Origin of the sequence: Pseudomonas sp. NBRC 111138 (assembly GCF_001320835.1) — a bacterium.
GTDB classification, from domain to species: Bacteria; Pseudomonadota; Gammaproteobacteria; order Pseudomonadales; family Pseudomonadaceae; genus Aquipseudomonas; species Aquipseudomonas paracarnis.
Genome location: NZ_BCBO01000112.1, coordinates 1 through 20,218 on the forward strand (window position 1 = coordinate 1; position 20,218 = coordinate 20,218).

Genomic DNA, 20,218 nt, shown 5'->3' on the forward strand with positions numbered 1-20,218 from the left:
ATTAGCCTGGTGCCGGGTTTATTTTTGCCTGTTGGTCTGTTCAGGATGCTTGTGCCGCACGTTGTTGCTCATCTTTTTCTATGAGCAGGCGATTGAGGTCTTCTCCGACATTGAGCGCCTCGATCTCGGCCAGCAGATGCGGATGCTTATCCAGTAGGCGCATGAGTGTAAACAATGGTTCAGGAGGGAAAACCTCAGCCCTTTCGTAGCGAGAAAATGAGTTTTGCCCGCGCACAGTCAACAGCTTCACTGCCTCCTTCTGAGTGAGGTGCAGTTTGCGACGGATTCGCTTCATTTCAGCCGCGATGACTTTTCTGCCATCAATCAATAATTGGTCACTGGCATCGGAATAACGCTCTGCGCTGTCATCGTCATGATCGAATTCGATTTCCTTACAAACCTGGCATTCCCAGCCCGCGATGTTTGGAATGTCGCGCATCATGCCGCGTGTGTTGATGGTGAAGGTGCGACCTGCGAAATACTGCATTCCATCATGGGTTCCGCAATTCACGCATTGTTGGGTTTTCATAAGGTTTTCTCCTTGAAGGAGATTACGGGAGCTTCGCCGCCTGGGCGGTGAGTCACCTTGATGTAAATCTCCGTACCGTACATCTTGATCAGATAGACGTCCTGCCATATCCGGTGGTCTGCATAGGTTGTCATTGATTTGTACAACATTCGCGTTTCAAGGGCGCAGACCGCCAACCGCATCTGGCCGATGCTCAATTCAAGTTGACGAGCGCTCTCCCGCGCAGTTGCCGTAAAGGCTCTGTGGCCCAGCCGGATGACTTGCGCCTTGATCAAGGCCAGATCGTAATGAGGTGTGTACTTTTCCATAAGACACCTGAGTCCAATAATTATCCTCTGAGGGTAATTTTACCAATCGAAAATACTGCTCCTTTCCCTGCCTAAAAACCCTAGTGCGTTGCCTTTGTAGGCGACTCCTAATAGGCTGTAGGAAAATTCATCCTATGATTGGACGAAAGCGTAAAGCCCATGACAGACATCGCCCCGCTGATCAAACGCTCTCTGGTTGACCAGGCGCTGGAACAACTGCGTCTGCGCATTGCCCAGGGTGCGTGGGCCGTTGGCGAACGCCTGCCCACCGAGCCCGAACTGTGCGCCGAACTGGGGATCAGCCGTAACACCGTGCGTGAAGCCATGCGCGTGTTGGCATTCTCCGGGTTGATCGAAATTCGCCAGGGCGACGGCAGTTATCTGCGCTCGATGACCGACCCGTTGGGCACGATGCGTGCGTTGTCTCATTGCACCCTGGGGCAGGCGCAGGAGACGCGGCAGATTCTGGAAGTGGAAGCCATCGGCCTTGCTGCGCAACGCCGTACTGCAAGTGACCTGCGAGCATTGCGCACAGCGCTGGATGCCAGCGCCGCGCTGTATCAGGGCGACCTCGAGGCCTATATCAGCGCTGACCTGGCGTTTCACCAACGCTTGGTGGACGCCGCACACAACCCGGCCTTGAGCGAGCTGTATCAGTATTTCTCCGCCATCGTCGGCGCGCAGTTGCGTCAGACCCTGAACCTTTCACCGCGTCGCCAGGCCGTGTTCGACTTGCACGTTGCCCTGCTTGACGCCGTGGAGCAGCAAGACCCCGAACGTGCCAAATCCCTCTGCCGGCAGTTGATCAATGAACCCTGAAACCCAACGCACGCCCGAACTTGAAGAGTTGTTGATTGACGCCGAGGCCGATGACGACGAGGTGCAGCACAGCCACCCGCGGGTGAGCCGGCCCTGGTTGCTGTTGCTGGGCCTGATCCTGGTGGCGCTCAACTTGCGCCCGGCCTTGTCGAGCCTGTCGCCGCTGTTGGCCGACGTCTCCAGCAGCCTGGGCCTGTCGGCCGCCCAAGCCGGTTTACTGACCACCCTGCCGGTGTTGTGCCTGGGCCTGTTCGCGCCCATGGCGCCGATCCTGGCCCGACGCTTTGGGGCTGAGCGGGTGGTGTTCGGCGTCTTGCTGACGCTGGCTGGCGGGATCATCCTGCGCAGTTCATTCGGGGAAGTGGGCCTGTTTGCCGGCAGCCTGATCGCCGGCGCCAGCATTGGCATCATCGGCGTATTGCTGCCGGGTATCGTCAAGCGCGACTTCGCCGCACGTGCGGGCGCCATGACCGGCGTCTACACCATGGCCCTGTGCCTGGGCGCCGCATTGGCGGCAGGGGCCACGGTACCGTTGAGTCATTACTTCGGCGACAGTTGGCCCCTTGGTTTGGGGTTCTGGATTCTGCCAGCGCTGTTGGCGGCGTTGTTCTGGTTGCCGCAAGTCGGGCAGAAGCACGGCGCCCATCGCGTCGCCTACCGCGTGAAGGGGCTACTGCGTGACCCGCTGGCCTGGCAAGTGACCTTATACATGGGCCTGCAATCATCCCTGGCCTACATCGTATTCGGCTGGTTGCCGTCGATTCTGATCGGTCGTGGCCTGAGTGCCACGGAGGCGGGACTGGCGTTGTCCGGCTCGATCATTGTGCAATTGTTCAGTTCCCTGGCCGCGCCATGGCTGGCCACCCGTGGCAAGGACCAGCGCCTGGCGATCGTGGTGGTGATGCTGCTGACCCTCGGCGGCCTGTTCGGCTGCCTGTATGCGCCGCTGGACGGTTTGTGGGGTTGGGCGATTCTGCTCGGTCTGGGGCAGGGCGGTACCTTCAGCCTGGCGCTGACCTTGATTGTGCTGCGCTCGCGTGACGCTCACGTAGCCGCCAACCTGTCGAGCATGGCCCAGGGGATCGGTTATACCCTGGCGTCCCTTGGCCCTTTCGCTGTGGGCGTGGTGCATGACTGGACCAGCGGCTGGACGGCCATCGGCTGGATCTTCGCAGTGATCGGCCTCGGCGCCATCGTGGCGGGCCTGGGCGCCGGACGTGCGCGCTACGTGCGCGTCACCTGTGAGAAGGTCTAGAGATAAACCACTTCCAGCGTGGCCGAACCGTCAATCGGGGTTTGCGTGCTCAAGTCCAGATTCTTGCGAGCATTGATCACGGTCTGCACCGTGACGTGGCTGCCTATTATGCCAATGGCGGTGGGGCCGCTGACGCTGCCCTCGATCGACGTAAAACCCAGGTAGCTCCTGGAACCGATGTCGATGGGGTTGAGGTTGGACGTGCGCCATGCCAGCCCCCCGGTGGTGGATTCGGTGCCGTAGAGCTGCCCGTTGTTGCTGGCCTGGGTCTGCCGAGGATCGAAGGTCATGGAGTAAACGCCCAGGGGCGTGCCGTTGCTGTCGAAACCCAGCCCGTAGTAAATCTCGCTTTCGACCAGGGTCGAGTCGCTGCGGTTGTCTTGCATGCGCAGGGCATAACGTACCGGGCCGGTACACGCCATGCCGAAGAACAGGGTCTTGGCGGGAAGACGGGTGCGAGTTTCCAGGTTCAAGTCTTGTTGAGATATTTTGCCGTAGTCGATCAGGCCGCCGTTTGACAGTTGCGGCAGGCACGCGGCGGGCGTGACCAGCCCCTGGACGCTTAGGTCCACCGTCGAGGCCGCCAGCGCCGCCTGGGTGCTGGTCAATAATAGAAGGCTGCAAAGGGCAGGAATTTTCATGGTACGCACTCCTACAAGTAAATGATTTCGAGGGTGCCGGACCCATTGATACGCACGACGTCGCGCAGATCCAGCGATTGGATGGGGGCCAGGTACGTCTTGATGCGCATCGTGCCGGTCAGGACCTGTATGGCGAGCGGGCCCGTAGTCACGCCGGTCTTGTCGGTAAAGCCCATGAGGCTGTTGGCAGCCATGGGGATCTGCCGCGCAGTGGAACTGCTCCAGGCTGCGCCATTGCTGGTGGAGTCGGTGCGATACAGCGTGGACACGCTGTCGGCGCTGAATTCCGCAGGGTCGATCGTCAGGTAGAAGCGTCCGATTTTGTTGTTGCTGGCGTCCAGGTCCAGGCCATAGGCCGTTTCATCGGTGCCGCCGGTGGCTGAGCCATCGCGATTGTCTTTCATGCGCAGGCCGAAGCGGGCCGGAGCATCGCAGGTCACGCTCAGGCGCACGGTGCGCGTGGGTAGCGGTGTTTCGTGGGTGGCACTCAGATCCTTGGCGTACAGCGTGCCGTAGTCCACGACGCCCTGGTCCGACAGTGTCGGTTGGCAGGCGGTCGGCGCGAAGTGGGCGCGCAACGTGAGGTCGCGGTAACGCCCGCTTGCGCTGTGGTACATCATCCCGCTGACTTCCCAGGTGGTGGCGTCGCGTACCTGGGTGGCGGCCGGGTCGGCCCAGGCGCGCAGAGTCAACTGCAATGCCAGGGTTTTCCCCTGCAACACCGTGCCCTGGTGCAGCGGCGCGATGCCATGGTCGGGCCGCCATTCCAGCACGCTGGCGCTGCTCACCGGCGCCTGGCCTGCGCCGGGTAACAAGCCCAGTTCCACCGCCCGGCCGTCGAGCACGGCGTTGCCGACTTCTATGGCATAGCTGCCGTTGGGAGTGAATTGCAGACGTTGCGCGGAGGCGGCGGTGCCGCGATAAAACAGGCTCAGGTCCTGGGCCTGGGGGCAGGTGAACGTCAGGCTCAAACGGCGCTCGCCGAGCAGGCGTTGCGGCGCGCTGTCGCTTTGCGCCAGGCGACTCATCAAGCCCAAATCCACCAGCGGTTCGCTGAGGTTGAATTGGCATTCCTCAAAGGCTTGAGCAGTGCCGGCAAACGCGAGCAATAACCCCAGGCTCACGTAGCGCAAACAGATTGCAGGGTGCATGGCAGTAGTCCTCATGGTGTGTGGCAACGAGCAGGTGCGGTTTCGAAATACACCGTGGGGTCGGCTTTTGCCGGCAGTTCGTAGCGCAATTCACAGCGGTTGCCTTGGGAGGTGGTGATCCACAGCGCTCCTTGGTCCAGCACATTGGGCAGGAACACCTGGCTGGCGTCCTGCACCAAGGTGATGAACTCACCTGTGTTCGTCGTAACGGACGCTCCCACGGGCATGGGGTTTCCCTGATCGTCGCTGACGGTGAGCAGCATGCGGCGGGTCAGGCCCACGCCGAATTCGACCCGATCGACAGCGCCACGCCCGGCCGAGATCATGGCCAGGCCATTGTTGATATCGGCGTTGCGCGGTAGAGAGCGGGTCTGCACTTCCACTGGGCTGCGCCCGTAGGCGGCCACCTGCGACACCACGGCCTGGCCTTGCCAGTCGGTCCAGACCGGGCCACTGGGGGTGCTGAGTTTGATGCCGCTCATGTCGCCGACGGAAACCAGAGCGAAGGTGTCGCGCACCGGGTAGGGGGTAAATGTCATACCGTCGCCATGCACGACTACACCGCCGCGGGCGCCGCCCTGGTAGCTCGAACGCTCGGCATCGGAGCGGCTGTAGCTCAAGTCGAGTTGGGTATAGCGTGGCAATGCCGAAATGCCCACGCTGGTTTCCACCTCATGGTCACTGCTGTCGTGTTCGGCGCTGACGCGGTAGCTCAATTGGTCGTCAAGCTGTTCGGTCAGGCCCAGACCGGTACGGTTTTGGCCGCCGGAGTTGCGCACCCAACTGCGCACCCGGCGGCTTTCGCCCAACGGCACGCTGACAGTGAGGTAGACCGCGTTGTCCTGTTGCTGGCGTCCGCCCATCTGCCACTCGGCGCTGGCCGATAACGAGACTGCGCCAATGCTCGTGCCCCACGCTGCGAGCGCGCGGCTGCTGCTGTTGCCCTCGAAGGTACTCGAACGTGAAACGCCGGCGCTGAATGCGCCCAGCTGCGGATGTGACCACCCCAGGTTGATACTTTGTTGATCGCGATAGCGTGAGTTGCGCTGACTGCCGTCGCGCTCGTAGGTGCTTTCCTCCAGTTCGCGGTAGCCGCTGCTGCGCCAGGAGTTGGCGGCGCTGAACGACCATCGCTCGCTCAGGCGCTGTGACCAGGAAAGATCAGTCTGCACGCCCGAGACTTTTTCCCACGACTGGGTGTTGGACAATTGGGCGGACACCTGGATCTGACTGTCCAGCCACGGCAGCCAGCCCAGGCTGGCGCCCGCCGAGCGATACTCGCCGGTCGCCAGCACGCCACTGCCCAGGGTCAGTTGCGGATGCAAGTTCCCGGTCCAACCGGCGCTGACCACCCACGGCGCCTCTGCCTCGGCCCCGCCGACGTTACGTACGCGCCCCGCTGCGACCGAATAGCCGGGTGCAGGCAGGCCGAGACCGAGCATGGCGGCGGGTACGGTGAAACGTCGTTCCCCGCCGACACTTTCCTTGACCGTGACTTCGACGTCCGAGCGCGTATTCAGGCGACGTACATCGTTCAGCACAAACGGCCCGGCAGGCACCACGGTGGAGTGAATCAGCGCGCCGTTCTGGCGCACTTCTACCTGTGCCGGGCTGTTGGCGATCCCCTGGATTTGCGCGCTCTGGCCTTGCTCCTGAAGGGCGTGCTCGGTCAGCACCTGCACGCCGGTGATCTGTGCGCCAGACAACACCGGGTTATAGAGGTTGATCTGCCCGGCCTGCAGCACTGCCTGATGGCTGGCGAAGGTCCGTTGCGCATAGGCCTCCAAGTGGACGCTGCGCGATAAGCCATCCTGCCAGGTCTGCACCTGGCGGCTGCGCACGATCCAGTCGCCGGCGTTGAAGCCGATTTCGGTATTGGCTGAGCCAAACCGGCTGGCGTCTTCGCCAAAGCGGTTGTAGAACCCGCTCAGGTCGTAGTTGAGCATCCCGGCAAACCCGCCGGTCTGGTAGCCCGAGATGTCCTGTTGCACGGGGCGCAGTGCTTCGGTGGGCACGACCAGTGCCAACGTCAGTGTCGACGGGTCCGGTTCCACCAGGCTTTGCGGATACCGCACGAGAAAATCCTCACAACCCACGGGTTCAGCGGGTATCACCAGGTTGGCGGCGTCCAGCAACGCACGGTCCAGGCAGGGGTTGCCCTGTTGATCGAAACTGACCTCCAGGCGTCCCCGGCGCAGGCCATTGACCCGCAGGTTGACGTTATGACGGCCGGCGGCAAAGCGCGGTGTTGCCAGCAGCAGGCTGGCCAACTGTGGATCGATGCCGCGCTGATGCAAGGTCTGGGCGTCGAAGCCTGCGGGGCTGGTGTCGTCGGCCCACGCCTTGTCCGGCATAAGCGCATACAGCAGCAACACCAGCGGCAAGGCTGGACGAATGGGCACGGCTTCGCCGTCACGGTAACTCAATACTGTTTTCACGCAAGGTACTCGCTTAGTGAACGCACAGCCCTCATTGGGCTCGGGGCTTTGGGCGTTCTGGTGACGGTCGATAAGCCGTCACTTCGTTATCCAGGCGGCGGTCTTGGCGACGCCTGTGGTTTTCTGTCAGAGGGTGATGGGGGCGTCGTAGGCCTTGACCGCAAACCCGTACACAGTGGCCGGTTGTAGCCTCACCGTCTTGGCTTGGCCACCGCTGGCAGGCACGCTCAAGGCTTCACCTGGCAGCACGTAGGTGCGCGGCAGCATCGCCTTGCCGTCGCCGGGCAACAGCCGCAGCTCCTGGGCCAGGCGCACCACATAGGGTGTGTCATTACGCACCTGCAATTGGCCGTCGCGCAGGGTCCATGTCAGGCCGGTCCAGGGGCTGCGATTGGGTGCCAGGCCCTTGGGATGCACAATCACCGGCAGGTTCTGGCGCACGGTCACGCCCACGCGGGCATGACCGGCGGCAGTGGCTGCGCGGCCCTGGGGCATGCCTTCGAACACGGCGCGTTTGAGCCGCTGGGTGAGCAACGGTTTTTGGTTTTGCAGAATAAAGCGCACCAACTGGGATTTGGACGCTTCGACTCGAGACAGCGGCGGCGTCACCACCAGCAGGGGTTCGGTGTCTTCCGGAATGTCCTGCAAGGTCACATGCAACAACGAGAGCTGGCTGTCGGAGTTGGTCACCGAAACGGAAGCTTCACCATCGGCCTCGTGGACGATCACCACGGATGTGTCCGGGACCATGCCGTCAGCCTTTGCTTGGTTGCCGAATATCAGCAGCAGGGCAATAAGGCCGAACGCGGTGTTTGAGCATGTCATCGTCATGATGGGTTTTCCATTAGGCGAAATGAGTGGGTCAGAGGTAACGCAAATCCAGAACGATGGAGCCGTCGAGGGGCACTTCCTGATTCAGGGTCAGGTACTGCGAAAAGTTGATGGCGGTGTCCACTTGAAGCTGGACCCTCAACTGGCTGATGAAGTCGGGCTGACGGTCGCCCGTCGGAGCAAATGCCATATAGGATCGTGGATAGCCATTGGGCTCGGGCGTCCAGCTTTCGCCGCTGTTGGTGGAGGCCAGGACTTGCATGGCCTGTGAGTCCCCCACTGGGTTGCGGTACGACAACGCCACGGAGCCGAGGCGTTCGTCCGGTGCATGGATGTTTCTGCCCAGCCCATAGAAAAAATCCGGTGCCAGGGAAGACTCCGCACGATTGTCGATACCCACCAGCGCAAACAGCATGGGCCTGGCGCATTGCACCTGCAGTTCGAGTTGTCGGCTGGGCAGCACGGTGAATTCGTCGACAAGGAGGGTGTGTGCGGGGATCTTTCCGTGGTCGACAAAGCCTTCATCCGACAGCTCGATATAGCAGGCATCCGGTGTCACACGACCGGTTACCGTAAGCTCGGCAGCGCTGCCCGCACTGGCCTTGGCCGCAGCGCACAGGGATAACAACAGCACGGTAAAGAAACGGGTGAACATAGTCATCGATTCATCACTGGCACGGGTGAGCACAGCCCACGGCGAAGCCCATGCCCTTCAAGGGTAAGGGCATGGGGCGCCATGGGTCAGAGGTACTTCACTTCAAGGGTGGCGGAGCCGTCGATGGTCACTTCGTTGCTCAGGTCCAGGCCGTCGGCGCGGTGAATTGCAGTGCTTACACCCACATCAACGCTCAAGTCCTTGACCGCCAGGGGCAGGGTAAGGTCCTCCATTGAGGCAACTGACATGTACAGGCCTGGGTCCAGGAACTTCTCTTTGAACCAGGTCTGGCCCTGGTCAGTGGAACCGATCGTCTGCACTACAACGCCATCATCGGCGACCGGGTTGCTCAAGGTGAGGAAGTAGTAACCCAGTTTCTGGGTATCGTTGATAAAACCCAGGCCAAAGTACGAGCTGCTCATGCTGGAACTTGCCCGATTATCAATCGGGTGCAGGGCAAACTGAATCGGAGCGTCACAGTTGACCGTCATCGTCAGGGTGCGTTTATCCAGATATGTTGCGTCGTCCAGATTCAGATCCTTGGCGGAAATCTTGCCGTGGTCGACCACGCCACCACCGGACAAGCTGGGTGTGCAAGCGCTGGGCACGATCAGCCCCTTGACGGTCAGGTCAACGGACGATGCAGCGAAGGTTGTCGCCGAGCCGAGCAGCAATACGCCGGCGGCCAGGGTGGTCAATCGGGTTTTCATCGTAGGGACTCCTTAAAGGTAATTGACTTGTACGGTGGCGTGACCGTCGATAGGGACTTCGTCGGTCAACGTCAGGTTGTTGGCAGGTGCGATGTGGGTGATCAGGCGGATCTCGGCGTCCAGTTCCTGAACTGCAATCGGTATCACGTCGTCGCTGTGGGCGATCGCCGTCAGCAAGGTATGGCTGAGCATCACCGAAGGCATCCAGGTCACGCCGCCATCCCTTGAGGTGATGGTGCGCACGGAGACGCCGTCGGCCACGGGCATATAGAGACCCAGCCCGGCATCGCCGACTTTTTCATCGCTGGGTGTGGTGCCCAGCCCATGCCAGCTGAAGTGGCTGGCGGCGGTGCCTGAACGGTTGTCGATGGTGTTGAGGGTGAAGTACGTCGGCCCGTCGCAGCGCACACTCAACAGCATGGTTTCTCTGGGCAGATCGGTGTAGGTGTCGGTGTTGAGGTCCTTGACCGACACCTTGCCGAAGTCCACAGTCCCGCCGCCGGCGATGACTGGTGAGCAAGCGCTGGGGGTGATGCTGCCGCGCACGAGCAAGTCTGTGTTGCTGGCGGCGAATGCGGTCGGGCTGAGGAGCAAGGCGCCTATCAGGCTGGATGCAAAAACATTCATGTCAGTGAATCTCCTTGGGCAGAGGGGGCGAGGTCTTACAGGTACTGGACTTCGAAGGTCGCTGAGCCGTCGATGGCCACTTCGCTGATCAGTGTCAGGTCGCGTGCGGGCCCGATCGAGGTCAAGAGCGTGACGTCCACGATCGCGTCCTTGATCGGGTGAGGCGCCCAACTGCCGTCAATGCGACTGCCCAGCGCTACCCGATCGTTTGGCGCTACTTCATCGTCATCAAAGAGTCGGAACCATTGGTTTCCGTCTTTGTGCATCGTGATTAAGGTGGAAGGCGTTTCAGCGACGGGCCTGCTGAATACCAACCTATAAGCGCCGAGCTTCTGGGTGCCGTTGATCACGCCCAGGCCAAAGGCACCGCCATAAGCGGCCGAGCCCGCACGATTGTCGACGGGGTGGATGGCGAACAGCGTCGCCGCGTCGCAGTTCACGCTCAATTGCACGGTCTTGCGTTCAAGCCAGGTCAGGCTGTCGATGTTCAGGTCTCTTGCCGAGATCTTTCCATAATCGACGTCACCCGAAAAGCTGGGCGCACAGGCGCTGGGCGTGATCAGCCCTTTGACGGCCAGGTCCACGCTGCTGGCTGCGAATACCGATGAACTCATGGCGAGCAGCAGGGCACTGCTCAATAGGGCTACAGGGCTCTTCATTTTTCTGTTTTTTCCATTGCAGGCTGGCAGATAGAGGTGCGTGCAACGCAACGCCCGCGCTGGTGTCGGCGGGTGGTTGTCGGTGCGACGGTCTCGATATTTTTTGCGGCTGCCGGGGAGTGGCAAGCCGTCCCTCTTTTGGGGTGGGGCACAATTTAGCGAGGAGCGTGCGCGGGGGAAATACAACTAATACGACATTGGCAGGGTGGATCGAATAGGGTGAGTTCGCGTTTTTTCGTAGTTGTTGTATCGGCTTTAAGCCATTCAAAAGGTTATTGGTTTTTCGTCGATAGCATTCAAAGGAATGTGGCGATCGTTGCTGCCTAAGTAGGCCTCTATGGCTATTGCGCCAGTGCCGAAGGTTGCTGCCGTATCAATAGCTACGAAGAGGTACTGATGGGTTCGCTGTCAGGTTCAACCGCAGGCGCGAGCCGCAAATCGAGATCGCCTGTTACTCCCCCGCCTCACTGGCGGCAGTTGCATGTCCTGGTGGCGGAGGATCATTCAGCCCACCGTCTATTGCTGGGTTGCTTGCTGCGAAAACTCGGGTTGGACCATGAGCTGGTCGCCGACGGGTATCTCGGGCGAGTGGCTTATGCTCGTCGGCCCTTTGACCTGGTGATCACTGATTGCCAGATGCCCGTCATGGACGGTTACAGCATGGCCCGCGCCATTCGCCAATATGAGCACCACGTCGGCTTGAGGCGAGTGCCGATCATCGCGTTGACCGCCGACCTGCAAAACGACAGCCCCCAGCGCTGCCGCGACGCGGGCATGGATGCCTGGCTGCTCAAGCCTCTGACCCTGGAACAATTAAGTGCCGTTTTGGCGCGATGGCTCCCGGGTGCCGATCACATGCCTATCGGTGCGGAGCCTGTTGCGAAGGTTATGGGGTGGCCCGCCCGCGCGAGCCTGGTCGCGACGTTTGGCAGTGAACAGGTGGTCAATCAACTGTTGGAAAATCTGCTGGTCGAGGCTTGGCAAGATCACGACCTGTTGGGCCGTGCCTGTGCCGCATTGAACGCATCATTGACCGCCGAACGCCTGCATCGATTGACGGGTAGCCTGGTATTTATAGGAGGAACAGGGCTTGAGTCCTGTGCCGTGAGGTTGATCGAGCAGGTTCAGCGCGATGGCGTGTCTGCGCACCAGGCGGAGTTGACATCGTTCCAGGCACGCTTGCGCACCTATCTGGATTATCTGTCCACTCTGTGAAAGGTGTTTACAGAGGGTTTAAGTTATTTGGAAGTCTAGTTTTTGCTGTAGGTGGTTTCCTATTATGTTGTAGTCCAAAAAATAGCCGCTACTAAACATTGGCTTCGGCTGCAAGTGGGTCTTTGTTAGTAGTTGTTGATGAGCGCTGACAGAGGTATTTTGCGCGGATTCAAGTTGCCACCATTCGTAGGTATCTATGCTTCGAGTAATTATTGCTGACGATCACCCTATTGTTCGAGTCGGGCAGAGAGTCGTGATTGAGGCGAATGGCAAGTGCAAGGTGGTCGGCGAAGCCGACGGTCCCGATCAATTGCTCGGGGTATTGAGTACTACGGCATGTGATGTGCTGGTCACCGATTTTGCCATGCCGGGCGGTCAGCAAGCTGATGGCTACAGCCTGTTGAGCCTGTTGCGTCGTCAGTACCCGAACGTGCCAGTGATCCTGGTGACGATGTTCGCCAACGTTGCCACCCTGCGTGCCTCCTTCGCCCATGGTGCCAAGGCAGTGGTCGCCAAAAGTGCCTCTGCCAAGGAGTTGCCCCTGGCGATCAAAGCCGTGTGCGCCGGCCAGACCTTCGCCAGTGAATGCCTGCGGGTGCAACTGGTGGAGGCGGGGACAGGCAATCAGTCCCATGAGCCGCAGTTGTCCGGCAAGGAGAGCGAGGTGGTGCGTATGTTGGCCAGCGGCATGACTGTCAGCCAGATCGCGGCCAAGGTCCACCGGAGTATTTCCACTATCAGCAAACAGAAAAGTACAGCGATGCAGCGGCTGAGTATCTCTACCGATGTTGAACTGTTCGCCTATGCGCGTGCATCGGGAATGGTGCCTTAGAAAGTTGCAGTTTTATGACAGTGGTTTAACTAAAGGCCAAGTGCAGGATTCGTATTAGTTGTATGGGGCTGGTGCGCTAAGTGCTCTAACTTGTTGTTGGCGCCTGCTGGCATTAGTTGAGGGTTGTTTAAATTCCCGGTCAAATTAGTTGAGACGAAATACCCATTGTGCGATGTACTTGCTTGTGCCCGCGTAACCGCTGGTTAATCGACCGTAAGTGATGCGACCCTGACGGAGGTCAGTTGCAACGCGCCTGCATTGATAGCCGTCAAGGCCGCGCGGCTAGTGTTCAAGTCCGCACTGCCGACCGCTGAAGAGATCCAGATCGACGGCAGCGCTATTTTTGTCATGAATGCCCATGGTCTTCGCGGCCTGTGCGGATTATCGTGCAGGCCTGACAATAATTGCTGCGGAACCTGCCCATGAGTGCTGCCCACGATGCTCTGATCCACCGCTTCTATGAGGCCTTTCAGCGCCTTGACGCCGAGGCCATGGCCGCTTGCTACACCGACGATGTGGTCTTCAGCGACCCGGCGTTCGGCGAACTGCGCGGGCGGGATGCCGGTGATATGTGGCGCATGCTTACCACGCGGGCCAAGGATTTTTCCCTGACGTTCGACCATGTGCGCAGCGATGACAGCACCGGCAGTGCCCATTGGGTGGCGACGTATTTGTTCAGCGCCACCGGCAATACCGTGGTCAACGATATCGGTGCGCGGTTCGTGTTCCGTGACGGCAAGATCTGTGAACACCACGACCACTTCGAGCTGTGGCGTTGGTCGCGCCAGGCGTTGGGCCTCAAGGGCCTGTTGCTGGGTTGGTCGCCCGCGCTGAAAAACGCGGTACGTGCCCAGGCGCTCAAAGGCTTGAAGGCATTTCAGGCCGGGCGTTGATAAGCTTGGCGCTCTTCTGGTTTGCCGACATCGACTTGTGACTGATCCCTCTGAACCCAAACCCTGGTTCGTCTATCTGGTGCGGGCCGCCAATGGCTCGCTGTACTGCGGTATCAGCAATGACCCCGTGCGCCGGTTTGCCTCGCACCAAAGCGGCAAGGGCGCACGGTTTTTTCTGTCCAGCCCTGCCGTGGCCTTGGTCTATACCGAGCAATGTGCGAGCAAGGGCGAGGCGCTGCGTCAGGAGCGCTTGATCAAGAAATTGAAGAAGAGTGCCAAGGAGTGCCTGGCCGCGAGTGGCCTCGAGAGCGGCATACACAAAAATAGTTGCGAACCCATGTGAGGTAAACCTGCGCCCCATCCGTGTAGTGCTTGAAACTGCGATCTATTCGCATTAACAGCGTTTTCAACACGGGTTCTCAGAGCATGAAGTCGACGGCGGGCGGTTGGGTAAAACAGTGGCTGGGAGCTTCGGTCTTGGCGGTGTCGGGGCTGGCGTTGCTGCCCTTGAGCGTTGCGCGTGCGCAGGAGCAGCACAGCGCTCAGTTCAATTTTGCCCTGGCAGCCAAACCACTGCCCCAGGCCCTGAGCGAGTTCAGCCGGGTCACCGGCATCAGCGTGATCTATACCGATGAAGCGCCCTACGGCCTCAATGCCCCGGCAGTCAGCGGGCCGATGACGGCGAGCCAGGCGCTGCAACGCCTGCTGAGCCGATCCGGCTTCACGTTCCGCCAGATCGATGCCCGCACCCTGGCGCTGGAGCCGGTGCCAACCGACGGCGCGGTCAACCTCGGCGCTACCACCATCAGCGGCGCCAACCTCACCCAGGACAGCACCAGCTACCAACCGCCGCCGACCAGCTCGGTAATGCGTTCCCATGGGTTGCTGTTGGAAACCCCACAAACCGTCAACGTAGTGCCTGCTCAAGTGCTGCGCGACCAGCAACCGCGCAACCTGGATGACGCGCTGGGCAATATCAGCGGTATCACCCAGACAAACACCCTCGGCAGCACCCAGGACGCGGTGATGTTGCGCGGCTTTGGCGACAACCGTAACGGCTCGATCATGAAGGACGGTATGCCGATGGTGCAGGGCCGTGCCTTGAACGCGACAGCCGAGCGCGTCGAAGTGCTCAAGGGCCCGTCGTCGCTGTTGTATGGCATCCAGGACCCAGGCGGTGTAGTCAATATCGTCAGCAAAAAGCCTGAGCTGGTGCAGTCCACCTCCCTGACCGCACGCGGTTCGACCTTCGGCAGCGGCAAGAACGGCAGCGGCGGTAACCTCGACACCACCGGGCCCCTGGGTGACAGCGGCCTGGCTTATCGCCTGATCCTCGACCATGAAGACGAAGATTACTGGCGCAACTACGGCACCCACCGCGAAACCCTGGTGGCGCCGTCCCTGGCCTGGTATGGCGACACCACCCAAGTGCTGCTGGCCTATGAGCACCGCGAATTTCTCGCCCCGTTCGACCGTGGCACCGCCATCGATCCCAAGACCAACCATCCGTTGAACATCCCCGCCACTCGCCGTCTGGATGAGCCGTTCAACAACATGGAAGGCCGCTCCGATCTGTATCGCCTGACTGTCGATCATGATCTGAACGACGACTGGAAAGCCCACTTCGGTTACAGCTGGAACCGCGAGACCTACGACGCCAGCCAGGTGCGCGTGGTCAAGGTCAACACCAACGGTACCCTGACCCGCAGCATGGACGGCACCCAGGGCGCGCTGACCACCGACCGCTTCGCCACCGCCAGCCTCGAAGGCAAGGTAGATGTCGCGGGTATGCAGCACGACCTGGTGTTCGGCCTGGACGATGAGTACCGCAAGATCTACCGCGCCGACCTGATCCGCCAGGCACCGCGGGGCAGCTTTGATTACACCAATCCGGTATACGGCAACGAAGTCGCCGGTTCCAAAGTCAGCGCGCCGGACAGCAACCAGACCGATCTTTTGCGCAGCGATTCGCTGTTCTTCCAGGATGCTATCCACCTCAACGATCAATGGATTCTGGTCGGCGGTGCGCGCTACCAGATGTACGACCAATACGCCGGCAAAGGCGTGCCGTTCACCGCCAACACCGACGGCAATGGCCAGAAGTGGGTGCCTCGGGCCGGGTTGGTGTATCGCTACAGTGACGAATTGTCGTTCTACGGCAGCTACACCGAGTCGTTCAAACCCAACTCCACCATCGCGCCACTGGCCAATAAAACCGTGTTGAATGGCAGTTTGCAGCCGGAGGAATCCAAAGCCTGGGAGCTGGGTACCAAGTTCGACCTGCCGGGGCGTATCACCGCCAGCGCAGCGTTGTTCACCATCGATAAACGCAACGTGTTGGTGCAGGTAGGCGAGGGCCTGACCTCGGAGTACAGCGTGGCCGGCAAAGTGCGCTCCCGTGGTCTGGAGTTGGATGCCAGCGGCCAGCTGACGGATAGGTGGAGCCTGATCGGCAGCTATGCCTACACCGATGCCGAGGTCACCGAAGACCCCAAGCTCAAAGGCAACCGCCTGCAGAACGTGGCAAAAAGCACCGGCTCGCTGTCAGCGGTGTATGACTTCGGCAGCATCCTGGGCGGTGATCAACTGCGCGTCGGCGCCGGGGCGCGTTATGTCGGCGAGCGGGCAGGGGACGCGGCCAACAGTTTCGAGCTGCCCAGCTACACCGTGGCTGATGTGTTCGCCAGCTACGACACCAAGCTTGAGGGGCAAAAGGTCAAGTTCCAGCTCAACGTGAAAAACCTGTTCGACCGTACCTACTACACGTCCTCGGTGAATACGCAGTTTGTGTCCATGGGCGATGCGCGGCAGGTGTCGGTGTCCAGCACGCTTACCTTCTGATTCATTTATCTGTGGGAGCTGGCTTGCCTGCGATGGCATCGACTGGGTTTGCCTGATACACCGAGTTGTCTGCATCGCAGGCAAGCCAGCTCCCACAGGAAAGCGGTCGCCACATTGATAGCGAGCTGTTAGCGTTGCCGCCATTGCATGCTTATGGAAAACGCTACTGATGTACTTTGGAAAATGGCTACGCACCGGCACCCTGCTGGTCGGTTTGAGTTTTTTACTGGGGGGCTGCGCCAGCGTCTCCCACACTTCCACTCCGGCAACCCTGGATAAACTGCTGAGCGATCCGGCGCTGCAAGGTGCTACGGTCTCGCTGATGGTGCGTGACGCCCGCACGGGCACCACGCTGTATCAGCACAACCCACGCAGCCGGTTGGTGCCCGCGTCCAACCTCAAGCTGTTGACAACGGCGGCGGCCATGGATGTGCTGGGGCCGCAATACCGCTTCGCCACCCAACTGCTGAGCAACGGCATACGCCAGGGCGACCGCCTGACCGGCAACCTGTACCTGCGTGGCCTGGGCGACCCGAGCATTCAGTTTGCCGACTACCAGGCGCTGGCCGCGCAATTGGCCAGCCAGGGCGTGCGCCAGGTGCAGGGTGATCTGGTGTTCGATGACACCTGGTTCGATGCCGAGCGATTGGGGGTGGATTGGTCCCATGACGATGAAACCACCTACTACGGCGCGCAGATTTCGGCGCTGACCGTGGCGCCCAATGCGGATTTTGATGCGGGCAGCGTGCTGGTTACGGCCAAGGCGCCATTGCTGGCCGGCTCGCCGGTGAGTGTCGATATTTTCCCGCCTACTGATTACCTGCAACTGAGCAACCGTGCCATGAGCGGACCGGGCAACAGCTATGGAATCAATCGCCGTCACGGCACCAACCTGTTGCAACTCAGCGGCGCAGTAGCGCCGGGAAAGCAGAGCCAGCAATTGGTCAGCGTCTGGGAGCCAACGCAACTGGTCGCGAATCTGTTTGAACAAGCCCTGGCGCAGCAGGGCATTACCGTACTGGGGCGTCGGGTGATGGGCGGGGCAAGCCCGGCGGCGGTAACGGTGCTGGCCGAGCACCAATCGGCGCCGTTACAGGCGTTGATCACACCGCTGCTCAAGCTTTCGAACAACAATATGTCTGAAGCCTTGCTCAAGGCCATGGGGCGCAAGACGGCCAATAGCGGCACGGCAGCGGCGGGCGCTGTGGCGGTGGCCGGGTTCCTCAAGCGCCAGGGGCTGGAAACCGCCACATTCAGTCAGGTCGACGGCTCAGGCCTGTCGCGGCGCAACCTGGTGTCGTCGCAAACCCTCACCGACCTGCTGCTGGCCGCCAGCAAACAGCCGTGGTTTGACGCCTGGTACAACGCGCTGCCGATTGCCGGCAACACCGACCGCATGACCGGCGGCAGCCTGCGCTATCGCTTGCGCGACACACAGGCGCAAAACAACCTGCACGCCAAGACCGGCTCCATGGGCGGCGTGTCGTCATTGAGTGGGTACATCACCGATGCCGGCGGGCGCAAGCTGGTGTTCTCGATGCTGACCAACAACTACGTGGTGGCCGGCGCGCAGGTCAAGGCGTTGGAGGATCGCGTGGCCGTGGCGCTGGCGCGCAGCGACGATTGATTCAGGGCTGATAGCCCATCCGCCAACTCACGGCCCGGGTCGCCGCCAGCAGATGCTGCGCCGCCGGGCCATCTTCATCGGCATGGAACAGCGAGGTTGGGCCGACCACGGTCATCACCGCCGCGACTTGCCCGACCGCATTGAACACCGGCGCCGACAACGCATCCACGCCGGGCATCAGCAGGCCATGTACAAAGTGCAGGCCGCGGCTGCGGATTTGCTCGCACACGCTGGCATAGGCCTGATCGTCCGCCAAGGTGTGAGCGGTGCCGGCTTGAACCTCGCGTTCGCGCAGCTCCACGGTTTCCCGCGACGGCAAGTAGGCGCTGAACACCAGCCCGGTGGACGAACTGAGCAGCGGCAACACCGAGCCCAACTGCGTCACCACGGTGACGGCGCGCACGGCCGGCTCAATCTGCACCACGGTCGCGCCCTGGTTGCCCCACACCGCCAGAAAGCAGGTTTCATTCAACTCATCGCGCAGTTCGGCCAAGGGCATGGCGCCGACTTTCAACACATCCATGCTGCCCAGCGCCGCCAGCCCCACGCGCAACGCTTCGCGGCCCAGGCCGTAATGGTTGGTGGCGCTGTTCTGTTCGGCAAAACCCGAGGCGATCAGCGCCTGCAAATAGCGGTGGACCTTGCTCGCTGGCATCTGCACATGCTCGGCCAGGCGTGACAGCGAGGTGGCCGGGGACAGTTCGGCCAGGGCCTTGAGAATATCGGTGCCGACTTCCGCCGAGCGGACTTTCTGTTTACCGGTGTCGCGGGGCTTTTCCATGGAAGGGCGAGAATCCGAGAGATGAATGGGCGTCTTTATAGCTTGACGGTCGACAGTGATCAAATTACGTTATGCGTAACTGGATTACGATAAAAACAACTTCTGTACAGAGGAAGATCCATGGACCTCGAATACCTTTCGGGTTTCGGCAACGAATTCGCCAGCGAAGCCTTGCCTGGCGCGCTGCCGGTCGGCCAGAACTCGCCGCAAAAAGCCCCCTACGGGCTCTACACCGAACTGTTTTCCGGCACTGCCTTCACTATGGCGCGTAGCGAAGCCCGGCGCACTTGGCTGTACCGCATCCAGCCGTCCGCCAATCACCCGGCGTTCGTCAAACTTGCGCGGCAATTGGCCGGTGGCCCGCTGGGGGCGGTGACGCCCAACCGCCTGCGCTGGAACCCGCTGGATATTCCGGGTGAACCCACGGACTTTATCGATGGACTGGTCGGCATGGTTGCCAACTCGGGGTCGGAAAAACCTTCGGGCATCAGCATTTATAACTACCGCGCCAATCGTTCCATGGAGCGCGTGTTCTTCAACGCCGACGGCGAGTTGCTGATCGTGCCGGAGCAGGGCCGCTTGCGCATCGCCACCGAACTGGGCGTGCTGGATGTCGAGCCGCTGGAAATCGTGGTGCTGCCCCGTGGCCTCAAGTTCCGTATCGAACTGCTGGACGCGCAAGCCCGCGGCTACGTCGCTGAAAACCATGGCGCCCCGCTGCGCCTGCCTGACCTGGGGCCGATTGGCAGCAACGGCCTGGCTAACCCGCGCGATTTCCTCACGCCCGTCGCCCGTTACGAAGACCTCAAGCAACCGACCACGCTGGTACAGAAATTCCTCGGCGAACTGTGGGCCTGCGAGCTGGATCACTCACCGCTCAACGTGGTCGCCTGGCACGGTAATAACGTGCCGTACAAATACGACCTGCGTCGCTTCAACACCATTGGCACGGTGAGTTTTGACCATCCGGATCCGTCGATCTTCACCGTGCTGACCTCGCCCACCAGCGTGCACGGCCTGGCCAACCTCGACTTCGTGATCTTCCCGCCGCGCTGGATGGTGGCCGAGAACACCTTCCGGCCGCCGTGGTTCCATCGCAACCTCATGAACGAATACATGGGCCTGATCCAGGGCGCCTACGATGCCAAGGCCGAAGGCTTCCTGCCGGGCGGCGCGTCGCTGCACAGTTGTATGAGCGCCCACGGCCCGGATGGCGAAACTTGCACCAAGGCCATCAACGTGGACCTGGCGCCGCACAAGATCGATAACACCATGGCCTTCATGTTCGAGACCAGCCAAGTGCTGCGTCCGACCCAGTTCGCCCTGGAGTGCCCCCAACTGCAACCTGCTTACGACGCGTGCTGGGCCTCGCTGCCCGCCACCTTCAACCCGAACCGGAGATAACC

Annotated in this window: 20 protein-coding genes; 9 read left to right on the forward strand and 11 right to left on the reverse strand. The window is 60.9% G+C overall.

Features of this window, described 5'->3' with window-relative positions:
- Positions 1-40: 40 nt before the first annotated feature.
- Both APH41_RS20375 and APH41_RS20380 read right to left on the reverse strand, forming a co-directional pair.
- Positions 41-529 carry a type II toxin-antitoxin system MqsA family antitoxin gene (locus APH41_RS20375; RefSeq protein WP_054897718.1) on the reverse strand — a complete coding sequence of 163 codons (489 nt, stop codon included), beginning with the start codon at positions 527-529 and terminating at the stop codon, positions 41-43.
- Positions 526-837 (reverse strand): type II toxin-antitoxin system MqsR family toxin, encoded by a 312-nt coding sequence (locus tag APH41_RS20380; RefSeq protein ID WP_054897719.1) that lies wholly within the window; start codon positions 835-837, stop codon positions 526-528. The genes APH41_RS20375 and APH41_RS20380 overlap by 4 nt, the downstream gene beginning before the upstream one ends.
- A 159-nt stretch (positions 838-996) precedes the next feature.
- On the opposite strand from APH41_RS20380, the gene APH41_RS20385 reads away from it, so the two are divergent.
- Both APH41_RS20385 and APH41_RS20390 read left to right on the forward strand, forming a co-directional pair.
- Entirely contained in the window at positions 997-1,656 is a 660-nt protein-coding gene (locus tag APH41_RS20385) for a FadR/GntR family transcriptional regulator (protein ID WP_054897720.1), read from the forward strand.
- A complete protein-coding gene (locus APH41_RS20390) occupies positions 1,646-2,911 on the forward strand; it encodes a CynX/NimT family MFS transporter (RefSeq protein WP_054921056.1) in 1,266 nt (421 codons plus the stop codon). Before APH41_RS20385 ends, APH41_RS20390 begins: the two co-directional genes overlap by 11 nt.
- On the opposite strand, the gene APH41_RS20395 is transcribed toward APH41_RS20390, so the two are convergent.
- From APH41_RS20395 to APH41_RS20430, 8 genes are all read right to left on the reverse strand, one after another.
- Positions 2,908-3,552 carry a DUF1120 domain-containing protein gene (locus APH41_RS20395; RefSeq protein ID WP_034128692.1) on the reverse strand — a complete coding sequence of 215 codons (645 nt, stop codon included), beginning with the start codon at positions 3,550-3,552 and terminating at the stop codon, positions 2,908-2,910. The two genes, APH41_RS20390 and APH41_RS20395, sit on opposite strands and share 4 nt — an antisense overlap.
- A gap of 11 nt (positions 3,553-3,563) precedes the next feature.
- Positions 3,564-4,703: a DUF1120 domain-containing protein gene (locus tag APH41_RS20400; protein ID WP_054921059.1), complete on the reverse strand. Its 1,140-nt coding sequence runs from the start codon at positions 4,701-4,703 to the stop codon at positions 3,564-3,566.
- Between the two features lie 11 nt (positions 4,704-4,714).
- Positions 4,715-7,129 (reverse strand): fimbria/pilus outer membrane usher protein, encoded by a 2,415-nt coding sequence (locus tag APH41_RS20405; RefSeq protein WP_054921116.1) that lies wholly within the window; start codon positions 7,127-7,129, stop codon positions 4,715-4,717.
- 138 nt (positions 7,130-7,267) lie between these two features.
- Positions 7,268-7,972, reverse strand: a complete 705-nt coding sequence (locus APH41_RS20410) for a fimbria/pilus chaperone family protein (RefSeq protein WP_034128691.1) — start codon at positions 7,970-7,972, stop codon at positions 7,268-7,270.
- Between the two features lie 31 nt (positions 7,973-8,003).
- Positions 8,004-8,633, reverse strand: coding sequence for a DUF1120 domain-containing protein (locus APH41_RS20415; RefSeq protein ID WP_054921061.1), 630 nt, complete (start codon positions 8,631-8,633; stop codon positions 8,004-8,006).
- Positions 8,634-8,713: 80 nt separating this feature from the next.
- Entirely contained in the window at positions 8,714-9,337 is a 624-nt protein-coding gene (locus APH41_RS20420; RefSeq protein ID WP_054921063.1) for a DUF1120 domain-containing protein, read from the reverse strand.
- A gap of 12 nt (positions 9,338-9,349) precedes the next feature.
- Positions 9,350-9,964, reverse strand: coding sequence for a DUF1120 domain-containing protein (locus APH41_RS20425; RefSeq protein WP_054921065.1), 615 nt, complete (start codon positions 9,962-9,964; stop codon positions 9,350-9,352).
- A 35-nt stretch (positions 9,965-9,999) separates the two neighbouring features.
- The gene (locus APH41_RS20430; protein WP_054921067.1) at positions 10,000-10,623 is read right to left on the reverse strand and encodes a DUF1120 domain-containing protein; all 624 of its coding nucleotides are present in this window, start codon (positions 10,621-10,623) and stop codon (positions 10,000-10,002) included.
- A gap of 396 nt (positions 10,624-11,019) precedes the next feature.
- On the opposite strand from APH41_RS20430, the gene APH41_RS20435 reads away from it, so the two are divergent.
- From APH41_RS20435 to dacB, 6 genes are all read left to right on the forward strand, one after another.
- Entirely contained in the window at positions 11,020-11,838 is an 819-nt protein-coding gene (locus APH41_RS20435) for a response regulator (protein ID WP_034128687.1), read from the forward strand.
- 196 nt (positions 11,839-12,034) lie between these two features.
- Positions 12,035-12,670: a response regulator transcription factor gene (locus tag APH41_RS20440; RefSeq protein ID WP_034128686.1), complete on the forward strand. Its 636-nt coding sequence runs from the start codon at positions 12,035-12,037 to the stop codon at positions 12,668-12,670.
- Between the two features lie 422 nt (positions 12,671-13,092).
- Entirely contained in the window at positions 13,093-13,563 is a 471-nt protein-coding gene (locus APH41_RS20445) for a nuclear transport factor 2 family protein (protein WP_054921068.1), read from the forward strand.
- 37 nt (positions 13,564-13,600) lie between these two features.
- Positions 13,601-13,906, forward strand: coding sequence for a GIY-YIG nuclease family protein (locus tag APH41_RS20450; RefSeq protein WP_034128684.1), 306 nt, complete (start codon positions 13,601-13,603; stop codon positions 13,904-13,906).
- A gap of 83 nt (positions 13,907-13,989) precedes the next feature.
- Positions 13,990-16,404 (forward strand): TonB-dependent receptor, encoded by a 2,415-nt coding sequence (locus APH41_RS20455; protein WP_054921075.1) that lies wholly within the window; start codon positions 13,990-13,992, stop codon positions 16,402-16,404.
- A gap of 169 nt (positions 16,405-16,573) precedes the next feature.
- On the forward strand, positions 16,574-18,031 hold the full coding sequence (dacB, locus tag APH41_RS20460) for a D-alanyl-D-alanine carboxypeptidase/D-alanyl-D-alanine-endopeptidase (protein WP_054921076.1): 1,458 nt from the start codon (positions 16,574-16,576) through the stop codon (positions 18,029-18,031).
- Position 18,032: 1 nt separating this feature from the next.
- Here the strand turns inward: dacB and APH41_RS20465 are convergent, their stop codons facing one another.
- Positions 18,033-18,812: an IclR family transcriptional regulator gene (locus tag APH41_RS20465; protein ID WP_054897733.1), complete on the reverse strand. Its 780-nt coding sequence runs from the start codon at positions 18,810-18,812 to the stop codon at positions 18,033-18,035.
- A 120-nt stretch (positions 18,813-18,932) separates the two neighbouring features.
- On the opposite strand from APH41_RS20465, the gene hmgA reads away from it, so the two are divergent.
- Positions 18,933-20,216 (forward strand): homogentisate 1,2-dioxygenase, encoded by a 1,284-nt coding sequence (gene hmgA / locus APH41_RS20470; RefSeq protein WP_054921078.1) that lies wholly within the window; start codon positions 18,933-18,935, stop codon positions 20,214-20,216.
- Positions 20,217-20,218 lie beyond the last annotated feature (2 nt).